Below are 16,251 nucleotides of genomic sequence, written 5' to 3' on the forward strand. Positions count from 1 at the left end.
GCCACCCCGCGCGCCCACCGGCGAAACCCTCGACCAGCCCGCACCTCCCGTGACGCTCCGCTTTCGGCCACTTACGGCAGTTCGGGCCGTCAGCTGGCAAATGCCTCATGCATAGGCGGGCCCGCTGGCACCATGCAGCGCATGCCGCTGCTGCTGCTGGACCTCGACAACACCCTCCTCCCCCGGGACGCCGCGTTCCTCGGGTGGGCCCGGGACTTCCTGGCCGACCACCGGTTGCCCGCCGACGAGCTGAGCTGGTTCGCCACCCTCGACGGCGGCGGGTACGTCCCCCGCTCCACCGTGCTCGGCGCCGTGAAGCGGCGCTACGAGCTGGACCACTCCCTCGAGTTCCTGCTGGCCCACTACCGACGGGGCATCAACTCGCACATCCAGTGCCCGTCCTCGCACATAGCCGCACTCCGGGCCGCCCGGGCCGCCGGTTGGACGATCGGCATCGTCAGCAACGGCGGCACCCGGCCGCAGTTGGAGAAGATCCGCCGCACCGGGCTCGCTCCGCTGGTCGACGGCTGGGTCATCTCCGAAGAGGCCCGATGTCTCAAGCCGGACCCGTTGATCTTCGAGATCGCCGCCCGCCGGTGCGGCTACCCGCTGACCCCCGACTGGACCTCCCACGCCTGGATGATCGGCGACCACGCCCCCGCCGACATCGCCGGCGCCGAACTCGCCGGCCTCAGCAGCGTCTGGCTCCATCACGGCCGCCCGTGGGCCGAGCCCGGCTACCGCCCGACGTTCACTGCCCCCGGACTACCGGAGGCGGTCGGCCAGGTGCTCGCCGCCCGCCCCGCCCCGGGTGCCCGCTCGCTCGCCCGAGCCCGCTCGGCGGTGGCCGGACGTGCGGGCCAGGGGACACCTACGGGTACGGGTACGGGTACGGGTGCGGTGCTGAGTGCAGCGGCCGGCGGCGCCGAGGGCTTAGCCGTCCGCTTGGGCACCGGCGCCCGCCTGAACTCGGGCGGCACCGGCGCCGGGCTCCGCGCCGTGGCTCCGTAGCCCCGCGCACGCCGACCCGACCGGGCCCGACCGGCACCGGCCAGCGCGGCCTCCGCACCGAGCGGCCAGCACGAGGTGACCGGCGCCGAACGATCAGCGCGGGGCGCGGCAACAAAGTGACGAGCCGACCCGGACATGGACCCCCGTGGCGACCCACCTGGCAACTTCCGGGGCGACTTTCGGGGGCGACTCTCCGGGGTCGGCCGAGGGACGCCGGTCGGTGGGGCATCGGTGCCGACGGCGACGGGTGCACCGATGGCCAGTTCGAGTCGGCGTGGCGTAGGGGGGTGGCTCGGGGCGGCTGCTCCCTGGGAGGGCCGGAAAGGCCGTGACAGAGCGCTTTGGGGGCTCGCGGAGGCGCACGCCGCTACCTCGCGCGCCCTCCCGCGAACCGCTCATTTTCAGTCAATCTCGCTTCGGACAAGTCAGGTTGGGGAAAGCTCCAGCCCAGACGCCTTGTCGGGGATCGACTTGTCACACAGGCGTCCGGTGGGTCGTGCAACAACAAGCCACCGTTCCTCAGGCCCCCTTCCCAGAGGGGTCGACGGGTGCCACGCTTCGTGATCGAATGCATCACGCCAAATTGCCATGTCGACATAGCGTCGGATGGTGAACTTGTCACAACGGGAACGGTCCACCCGATAGATTCGATCTTGGCGAGCAGTGCGGCACCACCACACCACACCACCGAGGGGGCTGGAACGCCTTGAGCAGGGTGAGCAGGAGCGACACGGGTCCTGACGGGAGCCAGTCACCGACCGGCCCCGTGAGCCAGGCCCCACGAAGCGCCGGACCCGGGCCGCGCGTGGAGAACTCCTCGGCACACAGACTGAACTCGCCTTCCAGCCACCAGACTTCAGTCCCGCTCGGCGGCAAGCCCGGCGGCCCGCTCAGCTCCCCGACCGGAGGTTCGGCCATCGCAGCCGCTCAGCCGCCCACTCCGCACGGCAGGCCTCACCTGCCGACCCATCAGCAGGCTTACGGCCAGCCCCCGGTACACCACCAGCCCCACCCGCTGGGCCACGGTTCCTCGTCCGGTGGCCCGCACCACCCCGCCGCACTCTCCCAGCAGTCGGCCCACCTCGGCCAGGGCCATTCCGGCCAGGGGCACGCCGCGCAGAGCCAGGCACTGCAAGCCCACGCAGCTCAGGCCCACGCAGCTCAGGGCCACACGACTCAGGCGCACGCAGCGCAAACGCACCTCGGCCAGGGCGGTTTCGGCACGGGCGGCTTCGGGCCGGGCAGCCTCGGACAGAGCGGCCTGAGCCAGGGCGGCTCGGGGCTGGGCGGCTCCGCCCAAGGCGGCGGGCCCGGTCAAGCCGGCTACGGGGCAGGCGGGTTGCTGACCGGTGCGGCGACGGCCGGTTCGGCGGGGGCGAGCGGTGGGGCCAGTGGCCCCGGTGTGCTGACCGCGCCCCGGAAGCTCTCCGGGCGGCGGCGCCGGGAGACCGTGGCCGTATTGATCTTCGGTGGGGCGCCGATCTTCGAGAGTTCGATCCCGCTCTCCGTCTTCGGGGTGGACCGCCAGGACGCGGGCGTGCCCCGGTACCGCCTGCTGGTCTGCGCCGGTGAGGACGGCCCGCTGGCCACCACCGGCGGCCTCACCCTGAGCGCCCCGTACGGCCTGGAGGCGCTCGCCCGGGCCGGGACGATCGTGGTGCCCGCCTGGCGTTCGATCTCGCAGCCGCCCCCGGTCGAGGCGATCGCCGCGCTGCGCAAGGCCCACCACGAGGGGGCCCGGATCATCGGCCTCTGCACCGGTGCCTTCGTGCTCGCCGCCGCCGGCCTGCTCGACGGCCGCCCCGCGACCACCCACTGGATGTACGCGCCGACGCTGGCCAAGCGGTACCCCCGGGTGCACGTCGACCCGCGCGAGCTCTTCGTCGACGACGGCGACGTGCTGACCTCGGCCGGCACCGCCGCCGGCATCGACCTCTGCCTCCACGTGGTCCGCAGCGACCACGGCGCCGAGGCCGCCAACGCGCTCGCCCGCCGCCTGGTGGTGCCGAGCCGACGCGGCGGCGGAGGACAGGCCCAGTACATCGATCAGTCTTTACCTGAAGAGATCGGCAACGACCCGCTCGCCGAGGTCGTGACCTGGGCCCTGGAGAACCTCAACCAGCAGTTCGACGTAGAGGTGCTGGCGGCCCGCGCGTACATGAGCCGTCGCACCTTCGACCGGCGGTTCCGCACGCTCACCGGCAGCGCGCCGTTGCAGTGGCTGATCACCCAGCGGGTGCTCCAGGCACAGCGGCTGCTGGAGACCTCGGAACTCTCGGTGGACGACGTGGCGCGCCGGTGCGGCTTCCGCTCGCCGGTGGCCCTGCGCGGTCACTTCCGGCGGCAGCTCGGGGTCTCCCCCGCCACGTACCGGACCAGTTACCGGGCGCGGCGGCCGGTGCCGAGCGCGGCCGTGCCCGCGCAGGCGCTCTCGGGCGAGCGGCAGGCCGGGCTGGTCGGTGCCGTCGGCGCGGGCCTGGGCCTGTCCGGGGCGGCCGCATCGGCCGGCGGCGCCGGGCTGCCGGGCAGCGGCGGTCCGGGCGTCGGGGCAGCCGGTCAGGGCGGCGTGGTCTCCGGTGCCGTCGGACCGGCAGGCGCCAAGGGCCAAGGCGGTCAGGGACGCGGCCGGGCCCTGGTGCCCCCGCAGTCCGGCCCCGGGGCCCGGCGCCGCGGTCCGGAGTCGGAGGGTCGGCCCCCGGCCGGCCAGCACTCCGCCGGTCAGCAGCACGCCACCGGCCACCCGGCCGGCCATCAGGTGAGCGGGCATCAGTCCGCGAGCCCGGTGGGGGCCGGTCCGTTCGGCGACGGGCACCCCGGCGGCGAGCACCCGACCGGGGGCCACCCCGGGCAGCTCGGCGCGCCGTACGCGGGCTCGGGGCACCCCGGGGTCGGGCGCGGCCTCGGCGCGGGTACCGGCCCGGGGTCCGGGCCGACGGCCGGTCGGGTGGGCGAGCAGTCCGGCGAGCCCGTCGAGCGGCAGGCCGGAGAGCAACAGGCCGTCGAGCACGCCGTGGCCGAGGAGGAGGGCCACGGTCAGCCGACGGCCCGTGACCTGGGGCAGGGCCACCGGGCGGACGGAGCCGTCCAGTCCGGCGGTCGCAGCGGTGCGGGCAGCACCGGGGCGGCCGGGGCGACGGAGCGGCCCGCCGATGACGGGCGGGAGCTGTCGGGTACCCGGGATCGCGCCGTAGGGTGAGTGGTGTGAACGACCGTTTGGTATGGATCGACTGTGAAATGACGGGGCTCGACCTCGACCGGGACGCCCTGGTCGAGGTCGCGGCCCTCGTGACCGACTCCGATCTCAACATCCTCGGCGAGGGTGTCGATGTGATCATCCGACCCCCCGCCGAGGCGGTGGAGGGGATGCCGGAGTTCGTCCGCACCATGCACACCACCTCGGGGCTCCTCGACGAGCTCGAGCACGGTGTGACGCTGGCCGAGGCCGAGGCGATGGTGCTGGCCTACATCCGGGAGCACGTGCCCGAGGCGGGGAAGACCCCGCTCTGCGGCAACTCGGTGGCCACCGACCGCGGCTTCCTGGCCCGGGACATGCCCGCCCTGGAGAGCCACCTCCACTACCGGATCGTGGACGTCTCCTCGATCAAGGAGCTGGCCCGCCGGTGGTTCCCGCGCGCCTACTACAACAGCCCACAGAAGGGCGGCAGCCACCGCGCCCTGGCGGACATCCGCGAGAGCATCGCGGAGCTCCGGTACTACCGCGAGGCCGTCTTCGTCCCCCAGCCCGGCCCGGACACCGACTCCGCCCGGGCGATCGCGGCGAAGTACCAGCTGCCCTCCTCCTGAGTCCGCGCCGGGCGCCCGTCGTCCGGCCGGCAGCCCCTGACCGGGGCTGAGCTCGAAACCCTGGCGCGAGCACCCGCTCCGATCCTGTAGAGTTCTTCTTGTCGGAGCGGGAACGCCCCGAAAGATGGTGGGTATAGCTCAGTTGGTAGAGCACCTGGTTGTGGTCCAGGTGGCCGCGGGTTCGAGTCCCGTTACTCACCCCAACAGCCTTGTGGGGCTGGTCTTCAAGAGACCAGCCCCACAAGGCTTTTCTGCGTCCGTGCGGCGGGCTCCGACCCAAGGGCAATCGGAGGCCGGTCAGTTCGACCACCGGCGGGTGTGTCCCGCGTCACTCTACGATCGACGCCCGCACCACGGCTCCCGGTGTGACTCCGGCACGAATTGCCGCCACCCCCTTCCCAATGGGCTACCAGCCAGTAACATCGTCCGCATGACCACACCTTCGATCGGGCAGCTGCTCGACTCCACCGTGCCGATGGCCCACACCCTCAAGCTCGAGTACCTGGAGACCAGCGCCGAGCGGGCGGTGCTCCAGCTGCCGGACCAGCCGGAGTTCCACAACCACGTGGGCGGCCCGCACGCCGGTGCGATGTTCACCCTGGCCGAGTCGGCGAGCGGCTGCATCGTGCTGGCCGCCTTCGGCGACCAGCTCTCGCGCGCCGTGCCGCTCGTGGTGAGCGCCGAGGTCGCGTACAAGAAGCTGGCGATGGGCGTGGTCACCGCCACCGCCACCATCGGCCGCCCGATCGAGGAGGTCGTCGCGGAGCTGGACAAGGGCGAGCGGCCCGAGATCCCGGTCACCGTCGAGATCACCCGCGCAGACGGCGCCGTCACCGGCGTGCTGACGATCCTCTGGACGCTGCGCCCCAACTCCTGAGCCACCGCCCTCCGGCGGGGCCCTGCCCTCCGCACCGGGCAGCGCCGCACGCAGTACCCGAAGAGCCGCCGCCCGGCTCGGGTCCCCCACCGACGGGCCCGGGCCGGGCGGTCCTCCCTAGGGCGAGCTCCGTTGCGACGGCCCTTCCGTAGGACGAGCTCCGCTACGACGGCCCTCGGTACGCCGGCTCCCCGCGGACGGCCTTCCGAAGCACGGCGGGGCTCGCACGCCTCCCGTCGCCGTTCGGCGGCCGGACACCGGCAATCGACCGAAAACCGCTCCCCCACCGCGGTGCACCGTGGACAGGCCACTGAGAAGCCCACAGGACCGGGGTGCCTGGACCGGGCGGGCGTTAGGCCCGGGCGGGTGAACGGTGACACCCCGTCATCACCCGCGTCACTCCCCGGCGTGACTTCACCCCGTGGGCGCTCGTTCTCTCCTCACGTGCGAGCCAATCACGCGACCGAGCCCGAAGCCACCGCCGCCCCGAGCGTCGGCCGCCCGGGCGGCCGGCTGCCCCGCCCCCGAGCCCTGGCGGCCGGTGGCGCCGTGCTCGCACAGGTCTGGGGGCTGGGCTTCGGCCTGTGCCCCGCGTACGCGGCCGTCGGCGACCCCACCACGGACCTGGTCAGCCGGGCCGACACCCCCGCCCTGCTCGACCAGCTGACCTCCGACGCCGTACCGCTGGTGGAACGCCAGACCGAGCCGGTCGGCCGGGTGCTGCACGAGCGGATCCGACAGGGCGGCCTCCCACTGCCCGGCCAGGCCACCACCGTGCCGGACGCCTTCGCGATCGCGGCCGTGCTGCTCCCCTCGGTGCCGCCACAGCCACGGGGTGACGACCCCGCCCGGGCCTCCCGTTCGCTGCAGACCGGCTCCGACAGCCGTCGGCCCACCGACCAGGCAGCCGCCGCACCGCGTACCGGCGAGGGTGCGGGCACCCAGGCCGACCCGGCGGTCGGCGCACCGGCACCGACCTCCGACGGGGCGCCGAGGCCGGCGGCCTCCCCCGTCCTGGTGCCCGCGCAGTACCCGGTCGGGTCGGTCGGGCCGGCCGGGCCGCAGGACCTCACCCTGGCCACCACCGCCACTCCGGTGGAGCGCGGCGACGACTACACCGCCGTCCTGGTGCCGATCGCGGCCGGCCTGCTGCTCACCGGCGCGGCGATGTACAAGCACCGGGGACTCCCCCGGGGTCACTGAAAGCCAGGACTGCGTCAGGCCCGCACCGAGCCGGCCAACGGAAGACGGTCAGCGGAAGACGGTGGGCGGGGGCGCCGGGGACGGGGCGGCCGTGGCGTCGGTGGCCGGGGTGGCGCCGGCGGTGAAGTCGGCCAGGGCGCGGCCGTGTTCAAGGCGGCCGAGGTAGGAGTCAGAGGCGACCCGGCGGCCCAGTTCCTCGATCGGGAGAGGTTGGTGGGCGGCGGCCAGGATCAGGTTGCCGAAACGTTTCCCTCTGAGCACGGCCGGGTCTGCCACCAGGACGACCTCCGGGAAGACCGCCCGTAGGGTGGCCACCTGGGAGCGGGCGAAGGCAAGCGGGCCGCCGTCGGCGATGTTGACGGCGTACCGGCCGCCGGGGGCGAGCGCCCGGGCGGCCAGGCCGGCGAACTCCAGGGTCGCGCAGTGGGCCGGCACCCGGGCTCCGGCGAAGACGTCGACGATCACCAGGTCGACGCTGCCCTCCGGGGTGCGTTCCAGCACCGCGCGGGCGTCCGCGCCACGCACCTTGATCTGCCAGCCGCGCTCCAACGGCAGCTCCGCGCGGACGAGTTCGGTGAGCTGCTGGTCGATCTCGGCCACCTGCTGGCGGGAGCGCGGCCGGGTGGCCGCCACGTACCGGGCCAGGGTCAGCGCGCCGCCGCCGAGGTGCAGGGCGGTGATCGGCTTGCCGGGGGCGGCCGCGAGGTCTATCAGGTGGCCGAGGCGGCGCTGGTACTCGAAGCCCAGGTGCGCCGGGTCGGCGAGGTCCACCAGTGACTGCGGGGCGCCGTCCACCAACAGCGTCCAGGCCTGCGGACGGTCGCGGTCGGGCATCAGCTCGGCGAGCCCGGAGGAGACTGGCCGGGCGAGGGGGCCCTGGGCGTGGGTGCGCGGTCCGTCGGCGCGGACCTCTTCGGTGCGGGCACCACGGCCGTTGCGGGTGGCCGTACCGGTGGTCGTCGGTGCCGGCTCTTGACGGCCTCGACCGGCCCGGTTGCTGCGTCCCATGGCGACCATTATCGCCCGGACGTTCGATCGCACCCGCGCTGAGCTGGCAGGCAGGGGCGAGGACGGGCTGCGTACGGGGAGGAGCGGGGAGGGTCAGAGCAGCGGGCCGAGGCCGCCGGCGGTGAGGGTGCAGGCGGCCTCGCAGAGGGCCGAGCGGAGCACCCAGGCGTCGGTGGGGCGAACGGCGGCGCCGGGGCCGGCCGGGGGCATGACCCAGAGCGGGTCGGTCGGGGAGAGGGCGGGGGCGCCCGCGGTACAGGTACTGCCCGGGAGGTGCCAGCGGTCGACCGTGCCGGCCGGGACGAGGAAGGCGATGGCCGTGCCGCCCGCGCTCTGCAGGACGGAGCCGCAGGCGCGGCGGAGTCGGAGGATGTCGACCGTCTCCAGGCCGTGCCGGACCGAGACGGTGACGGTGTCGTACCGCTCCTGGGCGAGCCGGCCGACCGGGAGCGGCGGCCCGACCGGAGCGGTCGGGGAGACGGGCGGGGCCACCTCGCGGCGGGCACCGCCCGGATCGGAGAGTGCGCGCTGCATGGCCGGCACGGCGAGGGGGAACGCGCCCGCGAAGGCCGGACGGCTGAACTGCGGCACTCCGATGACCATGGAACTCTCCTGCCACCTCGTCAACTCGGAGGCCGCCCCGCTCGATCGGGTGGGGGTGCGGGTGGTGGCCTCCACGTATCAGGACAACGCCGATGGTGCCCGCGAGGCCACGGGGAGCCGTACAGCAAGCCATGGCATTTCATGGCGGAACTCGGCAACAGCGCCCGATACCTACCGGTTTGACCCCACATGATCCGGGAACTCGCTGTGGTCGATCGGTGACTCCGGGTACTGTCACCGGTCAGCAGTCCCCCCGCAGCACCAGGCTCATCCACCGCACCCACGGTCTTCACCGGACCACAGCAGGATCGGCGCCAACAGGCCGCCAACAGGCACGGACTCGGAGCGCAGACATGGCAGCCACGAGATCAGCCGGGTCCCCCCAAGCACCCGGACCTGTCCCCCCGCAGTCGACCACGCCCGCCCCCAACACCGCGATGCGCCTCCTCCGCGGGGACCTCTCCCCGGGCGAGTTCGCCACCGCGATCCGGCGGGCGGCCCGGGAGATCGGCGAGCACGTGTCCTGCGACGCCCGGTACGTCGGCCGCGTCGAGACCGGCGAGATCCGCTGTCCGAACTACGCGTACGAGCGGGTCTTCCGGCACATGTGGCCCGGCCGCTCCCTGACGGACCTGGGCTTCGCACCCCGCACCGAGGTCCGGCGCCGCGCGGCGGCCGGCGGCCCGGCCACGGGGGCCGGCCCGGCCACGGGTGCCGGTCCGGCCTCCGGTGCCCCCGGTATCGGCGCGCTGCTGCCCCACGAGGCGCTGCGGCTCAACGATCCGCACCATCCTGACGAGGAGAACGACGACGTGCGTCGCCGTACGTTCCTGAACAGCGGCCCCACCGCCCTGGCGGCGGTGATCGGCCTGGACGGGCCGGCCCGGGTCGCGTCCCCCTTCGCCCCCGGCCTCCCGGCCCCGGGCGCCCTCGCCCCCACCGGCGCCTCCCCTTCCGGTCTGCCGGCCGCCGACGACGCCTCCCCCGGCACCCTGCTCGCGCTCCGCCGGCCCGCGCCGGCCCGGCGCAAGGTCGGTGCCGCCGAGGTGCTCAGCGTCGAGCAGGCCGTCCGGGACATCCGGCTGCTCGACGACGCCCGCGGCGGCGACGCGCTCTTCGAGCTGGCCGGACAGTCCCTGCGCAACGCCTACGTGCTGCTGAACGACGGCGACTACGGCCGGGCCACCGAGAAGCGGCTCCAGGCCGGGGCGGGCGAGCTGGCCATCTCGGTCGGCTGGCTGGCCCACGACTCCAACCGGCTGGGCGACGCCCGCTCCTTCTACTCCGAGGCGCTCGCCACGGCCCGGATGGCCGACGACTCGGCCCTGGAAGCGCACGTCTTCTGCAACAGCGCCTTCCTGGCCCGGGACGCCGGCCGGCCCCGCGAGGCGCTGCGCGCCGCGCAGGCCGGGCAGTCCGCCGCCCGGCACCTCGACTCGGACCGGCTGCTCTCGCTGCTCGCCCTCCGGGAGGCCGGGGCCTGGGCCCTGCTCCAGGACCGGGGGGCCTGCGAGCGGTCGCTGGGCCGCGCGCACACGCTCTTCGAGCGCGGCGAGTCGGAGGCCGATCCGGAGTGGATGTCCTTCTTCGGCGAGGCCGAGATCGCCGGGCTGGAGGCCCAGTGCTGGTCCGCGCTCGGCGAGTGGGACCGGGCCAGCGAGCGGGCCGAGCGGGCGATAGCGCTCCAGGGCAGTCAGTTCGTCCGGAACCGGGTGCTCTACACCGCCGAGCTCGCCCACGACCGGCTCGGCCGGGGCGACCTCGCCGGGGCCGCCCACCACGCCTCGACGGCGGTGGCCCTGCTCGGTGAGGTCCGCTCGGCCCGGATCCGCGGCATGCTGGCCGACACCGCCCGCCACCTGCGCCCGCACCACGCGGTGCCCGAGGTCGGGGCCTTCCTGGTCCGGTTCGAGGAGGCGGCGGCGTAAGGCCCGTCTTCGGGCCCCCGGGGTCAGCCCTGGAGGTGGCTGGTGTCGTTCCAGATCTCGACGGCGGGCAGGCCGTACTCCCAGGAGAGGACGGAGAGTGCGGCCGTGCCGAGCTTGAAGCGCTGGGCGTACTCCGGCGCGAGGCCGAGCCAGCGGGCGGTGAGGATGCGCAGCAGGTGGCCGTGGGCGAAGACCACCACGTCCTGGTCGGCGCAGTGCATGGTGGTGGTGTCCGGGTGCGGGGTGCCGTGGTCCTCGTTGAGGTCGGCGAGGAAGCCGTCCACCCGGGCGGCCACCTCGGCCAGCGTCTCGCCGCCGGGCACGCCGTCCCGCCAGATCAGCCAGCCGGGGTGGTCGGTGGCGCGGATGTCGGCGCCGGTGCGGCCCTCGTACTGGCCGTAGTCCCACTCCAGGAGCTCGGGCCGCTCGATCGCGCGGTCGCCGAGCCCGGCCAGCTCGCAGGTCTCCTTGGCCCGGGAGAGCGGGCTGGTGTAGACCACCGCGCCCGGCAGCCCCTCCCACGGCGCCTTGGCCAGCCGCTCGCCGAGGGCGCGGGCCATCGCGCGGCCCTCCTCGGTGAGCGGGATGTCGGTGCGGCCGGTGTGCTGGCCGCTGGCCGACCAGGCGGTCTCGCCGTGGCGGACGAGCACGATACGGGCGGGCATGGAGGTCTCCTCGCAGCTGGGGTGGCGGTGGTGCCGAGGGGTCGTACCGAGGGGTGGTGCGGCGGGCGGGCTCACCGTCGAGTGCCAGTTCCCATGATCGCGCACCACGGGCCGGCGCCGCCCCGGCGGTCCGGAATCAGTGCGGCCGGGGGCCGGGTCGGCGCCGCCCGTGGTCCGACGATCCGCCCGGCCGTGCCCCGTCCTCCCGGGCCGGGCGGGGCTCGTTCGGGGCGTATGGCCACGGAGTGTCAGCGGTGGATGCGACACTGGGCCGCACCATGAACGTCTCGCACCTCGGGCAGGCCGACCCGCTTGCGCAGCGGCTCGCCGTCCTGCGCGGCCCGGCGCCGCAACGCAGTCTCGATGCCCGTGCTCTCGCCGCGCTCGCCGCCAATCCGGGTTGCCGCCGTCGGGCCGTGCTCGACGCCGTCGGCGTGGACAAGGCGGCGGTGGCGCAGCGGCTGGGCCGCCCGGCGCCGTTCGGGCAGTCGCCGTTCGCGATCTCCCGAGGCAACGTCTTCGAGCGGCGGCTCAAGGAGAACGGGTACGCCGCACTGCTCGAACCGCTGCGGCGCCACCTCGCGCTGCCGGGAGCGCTGCCGGCCGAGGCCGGGCCCCCGCTCGCCGTACCGGACCTACTGCCGAGCGCCGGCCCGGCGGTGCGGGCCGAGCGGACCAGGCAGGCGCTGGCCGAGGCCGCCGCCGATCCGACCGGGTGGACGCTGCTCGACCACCCGATGCTCCGCCTGGTGGTGGCCGGCAGCCCGGCCTACCTGGAGCCGGACGCGGTGCTGGTGCACGGCGGCCGCTGCACGGTGGTGGAGATCAAGTCCTTCCCGATCCTGGACGGCGCGGCCGATCCGGCCAAGGTCGGCGCCGCCGCCCGGCAGGCCGCCGTCTACGTGCTGGCGCTGCAGGAGACGGCCGCCGCGCTGGCCGGGCGGGAGCCGAGCCGTTCGCCGTACGCCACCGCCGAGCTGCCTGGCAGCCCCGAGCCAAGCGTGCTGCTGGTCTGCCCCAAGGACTTCGGCAACCGTCCGACGGCCGCCGTGGTCGACGTCCGCCGCGAGCTCGCCTCGACCCGGCGCCGGCTCACCCGGCTGACCGGGATCGACCAGCTGCTCGCCGCGCTCCCGTCCGGCACCACCTTCGACCTCGCCCCGGACGAGGCGGGCGCCCCGACCCGGCCCGCCGAGGCGCTGGCCGAGGCGGTCGAGACGGTGCCCGCCGCCTACCGTCCGGACTGCCTCTCCACCTGCGAGCTCGGCTTCCACTGCCGGGCGCAGGCCCGGTGCAGCGACTCGGTGGGCCAGCTCGGCCCCGGCGTCCGGGGCGAGCTGGGCAGCATCGACACGGTGACGGCCGCCCTGGCGGCGGCCTCGGGGCAGACCGCCGAGGGCGAGGACACGGACGAGGCCGCCGAGCGGCTGGCGTACGCGGCGGCGCTGCGGGCCGAGGCGCTGGCCTCGGCCGCCGGCGTGGAGGGGGCGGCATGAGCCTGCTCGGTACGCTCGCCCGGCTGGAGGCGGTCCGCAGCGGCCGGGCCGAGCCGACGGCCACCGTGCTGCACCGGCACCTGGCCGAGCGGCCCATGGTGGTGGTGCCGTTGGCGGCGGCCGGCGAGGCGGGGGCGCCACTGGCCGTGATGCTGGGCACCGACCGGGCGGCGCCCCGGCTGCACCTGGTGCCGCAGCCGCTCAACCGCACCCAGCGGTTCGACTTCCTGGCCCGGTTCGCCGCCGAACTCCTGCCCTACCTGGAGGAGTTCGGCACCGAGGTGGAGCAGCGGGAGGGCTCGGAGACCGACCGGGAGACCGGCGAGAAGAGCCAGGTCTTCCGTGAGCTCTGCCTGGATGCCCCGCAGTTGATCGTGCCGAACTCGGCCGCGATCCGGCACCTCGCGCTGATCGGCCGGTCCACCCGGTTCCGCCGCACCGCCGAGGACGCCGATCCGGGCCTGTACCCGGCGCCGACCCGGGTGCCGCTGCTCGGGCGCTGGTTGACCCATCTCACCGAGCGGGCCCAGGTGCCCGGCTCCAGCCTGCTGCTGCCGATGACGGGCCTGCTGGGCCGGCACTGGGCGACCGGGCAGAGCCACCTGGAGGACCAGCACCTGGCCGCCCAACTCGCCTGGCACCACCCGCCGGTGGGCCTGACCGGCGCCGAGGCGGCCGAGCTGGCCGAGAGCGGGCGGGACGAGCTTGGCCAGCTGCTGCACCCGCCGGCCGGGCCGACCACCGATCCGCGCTTCGACGAGGCCGTGCTCGCCCCGGCGATCACCCGGCACGATGCGGCGCTGGCCGCCGCGCAGGCGGCCGACCCAGGCCGGCGCGACCGGGCCGAGCTGCAACTCAAGGTGGCCGCCGAGCAGTTGACCACGGCCCTGGAGAGCGTCCTGTTGCCCACCTGGCGGGACGTCTGGGCCGGGCTCGACCTGCTGCGGGCGCTGCCGCGCGCCGCGCACCTGGCCGAGCGCTGGGAGAGCGACCGCTGGTCGTACACCGGCCACCGGGACAGGTTGGCCGCCGGCGAACCCCCGCAGCCGAAGCAGGACGACGCGGTGACGGCCGCCCGCAAGCTGGCCCAGCGCGAGCGGGAGCAGACCCGGGTGGACGTCCAGGAGGCGCTGGACGACCCGCTCGCGATGGCGGAGTACCGGCTGGCCGGCGAGGCGTTCAGCGGTGCGGTCGAGGAGGTGGTGCCGGAGTACGACACCACCGGCCGCTCGCCGAAGCCGCGCCCCCTGGTCACCGTCCGGACGGCCGACCGGCCGCACGCCGATCTCGGCCGCGAGGTGCACCGGGTCGGCGGCCCCACCGCCCAGCGCGCGGAGATCGTCGCCGTGACCGGCGGCGAGGGGGGCGGCAGCCTGGTCACCGTCCGGGTGCTGAGCGGCATGGGCCGGAAGAAGGAGCCGGAGCCCGGCAGCCTGCCCGAGCCGGGCGAGACGGTGACGTTCACCCTGTTCGAGCTCGCCCCGCGCCAGTCGGCCCCGCTGCCCGAGCCGGAGGAGACGCCGTGGACGCACGGCGGCCCGCCCGGGGCGCTGGCGGAGCAGACCGGCCCGGCCGTGCTCGCGAACGAGGAGTGGGAGTAGTGGCGGAGCTCACCGAGGAGCAGCGGGCGGAGGAGGGCTGGTCCCCCGGGGCGGCGGCCGATGCCGCCGTGGCCGGGATCCTGGCCGCGGTCTCGCGCCCCGCGCCCGGCGCGCCGCGCGGGGTGGTGGTCGATTCGCCGCCCGGGGCGGGCAAGTCGACGCTGGTGGTCAAGGCGGCCCGGGAGCTGGTGGCGGCGGGCGAGCGGCTGATGATCGTCGCGCAGACCAACAGCCAGGTGGACGACCTGGTCGACCGGCTCGCCGCCAAGGGCCCCGACCTGCGGATCGGCCGGCTGCACGCGAGCGACTCCCGCCCGTCCGCCGAGGCCCTGCGCCACCCCGGCGTCACCCCCTCCGCGAAGGTCGCCGACCTGTTGGAGCAGGACGTGGTGATCTCCACCGCCGCCAAGTGGCAGTGGGTGAAGGCCGAGGCCCCCTGGCGGCACGCGATCGTGGACGAGGCGTACCAGATGCGCTCGGACGCACTGCTCGCGGTGGCCCGGCTGTTCGAGCGGGCGCTGTTCGTGGGTGATCCGGGCCAGCTCGACCCCTTCACCGTGGTCGGCACCGAGCAGTGGGCCGGGCTCAGCTACGACCCGTCCAGCAGCGCGGTGGTCACCCTGCTCGCGCACAACCCGGCGATCCGCCCGCACCGGCTGCCGGTCTCCTGGCGGCTGCCGCACTCGGCGGCCGGGCTGATCTCGGACGCCTTCTACCCCTACACCCCGTTCCGCTCCGGCACCGGCCCGGGCGAGCGGCGCCTGACGGCGACCGTCCGGCCGGACGGCTCGGCCGTGGACGCGGCGATCGAGGAGGCCGCCGAGCACGGCTGGGCCCTGCTCGAACTGCCCGCCCGCCGGTCGGTCCGGACGGATCCGCAGGCGGTGGCGGCGGTGGCGGCCACCGTCCGGCGGCTGCTCGACCGGGGTCTCACCGCCCACTCCGAGCTCGGCGCCCAGCCGGTCGGCCCGGAGCGGATCGCCGTCGGCACGGCCCACCGCGACCAGGCGGCGGCCGTCCGGGCCGCGCTGGTGGGGCTCGGCGTGCCGGTGGACGAGACGGCCGGCCCGGCCGTGACGGTGGACACCGCCAACCGGCTCCAGGGCCGGGAGTACGACGTGACGGTCGTGCTGCACCCGCTCTCCGGCCGCGCCGACGCGACGGCCTTCCACCTGGAGACGGGCCGGCTCTGCGTGCTCGCCTCCCGGCACCGGCACGCCTGCATCGTGGTGGCCCGCGAGGGCATCGCCGAGGTGCTGGCCGAGCACCCGGCGGCGGAGCCGGTGTCGCTGGGCGTCACCGTGCAGTTCCCGGACGGCTGGGAGGCCAACCACGCCGTGCTCGAGCACCTGGGGCGGCACCGGATCCGGCTCTGAGGCGCCCGGGCACCACCACAGGGGCGTGCGGCGGGGGAATAGCGCCCGCCTGCGCACCGTTCCGTTACCGGCTGCCGTGGCGCGACAATGGACGGCGGCCCTGTCTGGCTGCCCGGGCACACTCGGGCGGCCTGAAGCCGCGACCTCGGAGGTGCCCGCACATGCCCGACCGCCAACCCCCGCTCTCCGACCAGGGCGGCAGCCCCGCCGCACCGGCCGTCCCGGGCTCTGGCACCCCCGTCCGCCGGTTCCGCCCCGCCCAGCTGCTCTTCGAGCCGCAGGCCGACACCCCCGAGCCGGAACGGTTCTTCAACCTGGAGTCCATCGACGACCCGGCCGAACTGCTGCGCCGTTCCACCGAGTTGACCCTCGCCTTCCGCGCCGCCGCCGACCGCGCGGCCGACTTCCAGGCCGTGGCCGCCGCCCAGCTGGCCGATCCGCGCCGCTTCGACGCCCTCTCCCCCGCCGAGATCGCCGACCGCGCCGACTGGACCCCCGACTACGCCGTCCGGATGGTCGAGCACGGCCGTGGCCTGCTGAAGCAGCAGCGCAACCCCGAGCACTGAGCCCGCACCCCCGGGGTGCCCGCCCGGCCGCTCGATCGCCACTGGCATATGCGGGTGGGAAGGGTACGCCCCTCCCCCCGCCGGTGTCCGGCAAACCGGGGTTTCGCTCCGCT

At 75.2% G+C, this 16,251-nt stretch carries 12 protein-coding genes, 1 tRNA gene and 1 pseudogene; 11 read left to right on the forward strand and 3 right to left on the reverse strand.

Features of this window, described 5'->3' with window-relative positions; all coding sequences use genetic code 11:
- The first annotated feature begins 141 nt into the window (after positions 1 to 141).
- The 6 genes and pseudogenes from CFP65_RS12695 to CFP65_RS12725 all read left to right on the forward strand — a co-directional run bounded on the left by CFP65_RS12695 (position 142) and on the right by CFP65_RS12725 (position 6,895).
- Positions 142 to 1,011 (forward strand): HAD family hydrolase, encoded by an 870-nt coding sequence (locus CFP65_RS12695; RefSeq protein WP_254552365.1) that lies wholly within the window; start codon positions 142 to 144, stop codon positions 1,009 to 1,011.
- A gap of 1,402 nt (positions 1,012 to 2,413) precedes the next feature.
- A pseudogene (locus CFP65_RS12705) lies at positions 2,414 to 3,544 on the forward strand (helix-turn-helix domain-containing protein); the annotation flags it as partial.
- 668 nt (positions 3,545 to 4,212) lie between these two features.
- On the forward strand, positions 4,213 to 4,815 hold the full coding sequence (gene orn / locus CFP65_RS12710) for an oligoribonuclease (RefSeq protein ID WP_104816200.1): 603 nt from the start codon (positions 4,213 to 4,215) through the stop codon (positions 4,813 to 4,815).
- A gap of 127 nt (positions 4,816 to 4,942) precedes the next feature.
- A tRNA-His gene (locus CFP65_RS12715) sits at positions 4,943 to 5,018 on the forward strand.
- A 227-nt stretch (positions 5,019 to 5,245) separates the two neighbouring features.
- Positions 5,246 to 5,692, forward strand: coding sequence for a DUF4442 domain-containing protein (locus tag CFP65_RS12720; RefSeq protein ID WP_104816201.1), 447 nt, complete (start codon positions 5,246 to 5,248; stop codon positions 5,690 to 5,692).
- 444 nt (positions 5,693 to 6,136) lie between these two features.
- Positions 6,137 to 6,895 (forward strand): hypothetical protein, encoded by a 759-nt coding sequence (locus tag CFP65_RS12725; RefSeq protein ID WP_104816202.1) that lies wholly within the window; start codon positions 6,137 to 6,139, stop codon positions 6,893 to 6,895.
- A gap of 48 nt (positions 6,896 to 6,943) precedes the next feature.
- On the opposite strand, the gene CFP65_RS12730 is transcribed toward CFP65_RS12725, so the two are convergent.
- Both CFP65_RS12730 and CFP65_RS12735 read right to left on the reverse strand, forming a co-directional pair.
- Positions 6,944 to 7,903, reverse strand: a complete 960-nt coding sequence (locus tag CFP65_RS12730) for a fused MFS/spermidine synthase (RefSeq protein WP_104820834.1) — start codon at positions 7,901 to 7,903, stop codon at positions 6,944 to 6,946.
- A gap of 93 nt (positions 7,904 to 7,996) precedes the next feature.
- Positions 7,997 to 8,506: a hypothetical protein gene (locus CFP65_RS12735; protein WP_254552366.1), complete on the reverse strand. Its 510-nt coding sequence runs from the start codon at positions 8,504 to 8,506 to the stop codon at positions 7,997 to 7,999.
- A 437-nt stretch (positions 8,507 to 8,943) separates the two neighbouring features.
- Here CFP65_RS12735 and CFP65_RS12740 point away from each other — a divergent pair, with 437 nt between their 5' ends.
- Positions 8,944 to 10,434 (forward strand): transcriptional regulator, encoded by a 1,491-nt coding sequence (locus CFP65_RS12740; RefSeq protein ID WP_104816203.1) that lies wholly within the window; start codon positions 8,944 to 8,946, stop codon positions 10,432 to 10,434.
- A gap of 23 nt (positions 10,435 to 10,457) precedes the next feature.
- Here CFP65_RS12740 and CFP65_RS12745 read toward each other — a convergent pair whose 3' ends face one another.
- Positions 10,458 to 11,099: a histidine phosphatase family protein gene (locus tag CFP65_RS12745; RefSeq protein WP_104816204.1), complete on the reverse strand. Its 642-nt coding sequence runs from the start codon at positions 11,097 to 11,099 to the stop codon at positions 10,458 to 10,460.
- Positions 11,100 to 11,377: 278 nt separating this feature from the next.
- On the opposite strand from CFP65_RS12745, the gene CFP65_RS12750 reads away from it, so the two are divergent.
- From CFP65_RS12750 to CFP65_RS12765, 4 genes are all read left to right on the forward strand, one after another.
- Positions 11,378 to 12,595 (forward strand): hypothetical protein, encoded by a 1,218-nt coding sequence (locus tag CFP65_RS12750; protein WP_104816205.1) that lies wholly within the window; start codon positions 11,378 to 11,380, stop codon positions 12,593 to 12,595.
- Positions 12,592 to 14,196, forward strand: coding sequence for a hypothetical protein (locus CFP65_RS12755; protein WP_104816206.1), 1,605 nt, complete (start codon positions 12,592 to 12,594; stop codon positions 14,194 to 14,196). Before CFP65_RS12750 ends, CFP65_RS12755 begins: the two co-directional genes overlap by 4 nt.
- On the forward strand, positions 14,196 to 15,572 hold the full coding sequence (locus tag CFP65_RS12760) for an AAA domain-containing protein (RefSeq protein ID WP_174805527.1): 1,377 nt from the start codon (positions 14,196 to 14,198) through the stop codon (positions 15,570 to 15,572). Before CFP65_RS12755 ends, CFP65_RS12760 begins: the two co-directional genes overlap by 1 nt.
- A gap of 161 nt (positions 15,573 to 15,733) precedes the next feature.
- The gene (locus CFP65_RS12765) at positions 15,734 to 16,138 is read left to right on the forward strand and encodes a hypothetical protein (protein WP_254552367.1); all 405 of its coding nucleotides are present in this window, start codon (positions 15,734 to 15,736) and stop codon (positions 16,136 to 16,138) included.
- Positions 16,139 to 16,251 lie beyond the last annotated feature (113 nt).

The organism is Kitasatospora sp. MMS16-BH015 (assembly GCF_002943525.1).
Lineage (GTDB): Bacteria > Actinomycetota > Actinomycetes > Streptomycetales > Streptomycetaceae > Kitasatospora.

What these genes read in the sequence shown, in the direction of transcription:
- CFP65_RS12745 (WP_104816204.1), bottom strand. Translation starts at nt 11,099, where the DNA reads ATGCCCGCCCGTATCGTGCTCGTCCGCCACGGCGAGACCGCCTGGTCG.
- CFP65_RS12730 (WP_104820834.1), bottom strand. Translation starts at nt 7,903, where the DNA reads ATGGGACGCAGCAACCGGGCCGGTCGAGGCCGTCAAGAGCCGGCACCG.
- CFP65_RS12740 (WP_104816203.1), top strand. Translation starts at nt 8,944, where the DNA reads ATGCGCCTCCTCCGCGGGGACCTCTCCCCGGGCGAGTTCGCCACCGCG.
- CFP65_RS12755 (WP_104816206.1), top strand. Translation starts at nt 12,592, where the DNA reads ATGAGCCTGCTCGGTACGCTCGCCCGGCTGGAGGCGGTCCGCAGCGGC.
- CFP65_RS12765 (WP_254552367.1), top strand. Translation starts at nt 15,734, where the DNA reads ATGCCCGACCGCCAACCCCCGCTCTCCGACCAGGGCGGCAGCCCCGCC.
- CFP65_RS12720 (WP_104816201.1), top strand. Translation starts at nt 5,246, where the DNA reads ATGACCACACCTTCGATCGGGCAGCTGCTCGACTCCACCGTGCCGATG.
- CFP65_RS12750 (WP_104816205.1), top strand. Translation starts at nt 11,378, where the DNA reads ATGAACGTCTCGCACCTCGGGCAGGCCGACCCGCTTGCGCAGCGGCTC.
- CFP65_RS12735 (WP_254552366.1), bottom strand. Translation starts at nt 8,506, where the DNA reads ATGGTCATCGGAGTGCCGCAGTTCAGCCGTCCGGCCTTCGCGGGCGCG.
- CFP65_RS12695 (WP_254552365.1), top strand. Translation starts at nt 142, where the DNA reads ATGCCGCTGCTGCTGCTGGACCTCGACAACACCCTCCTCCCCCGGGAC.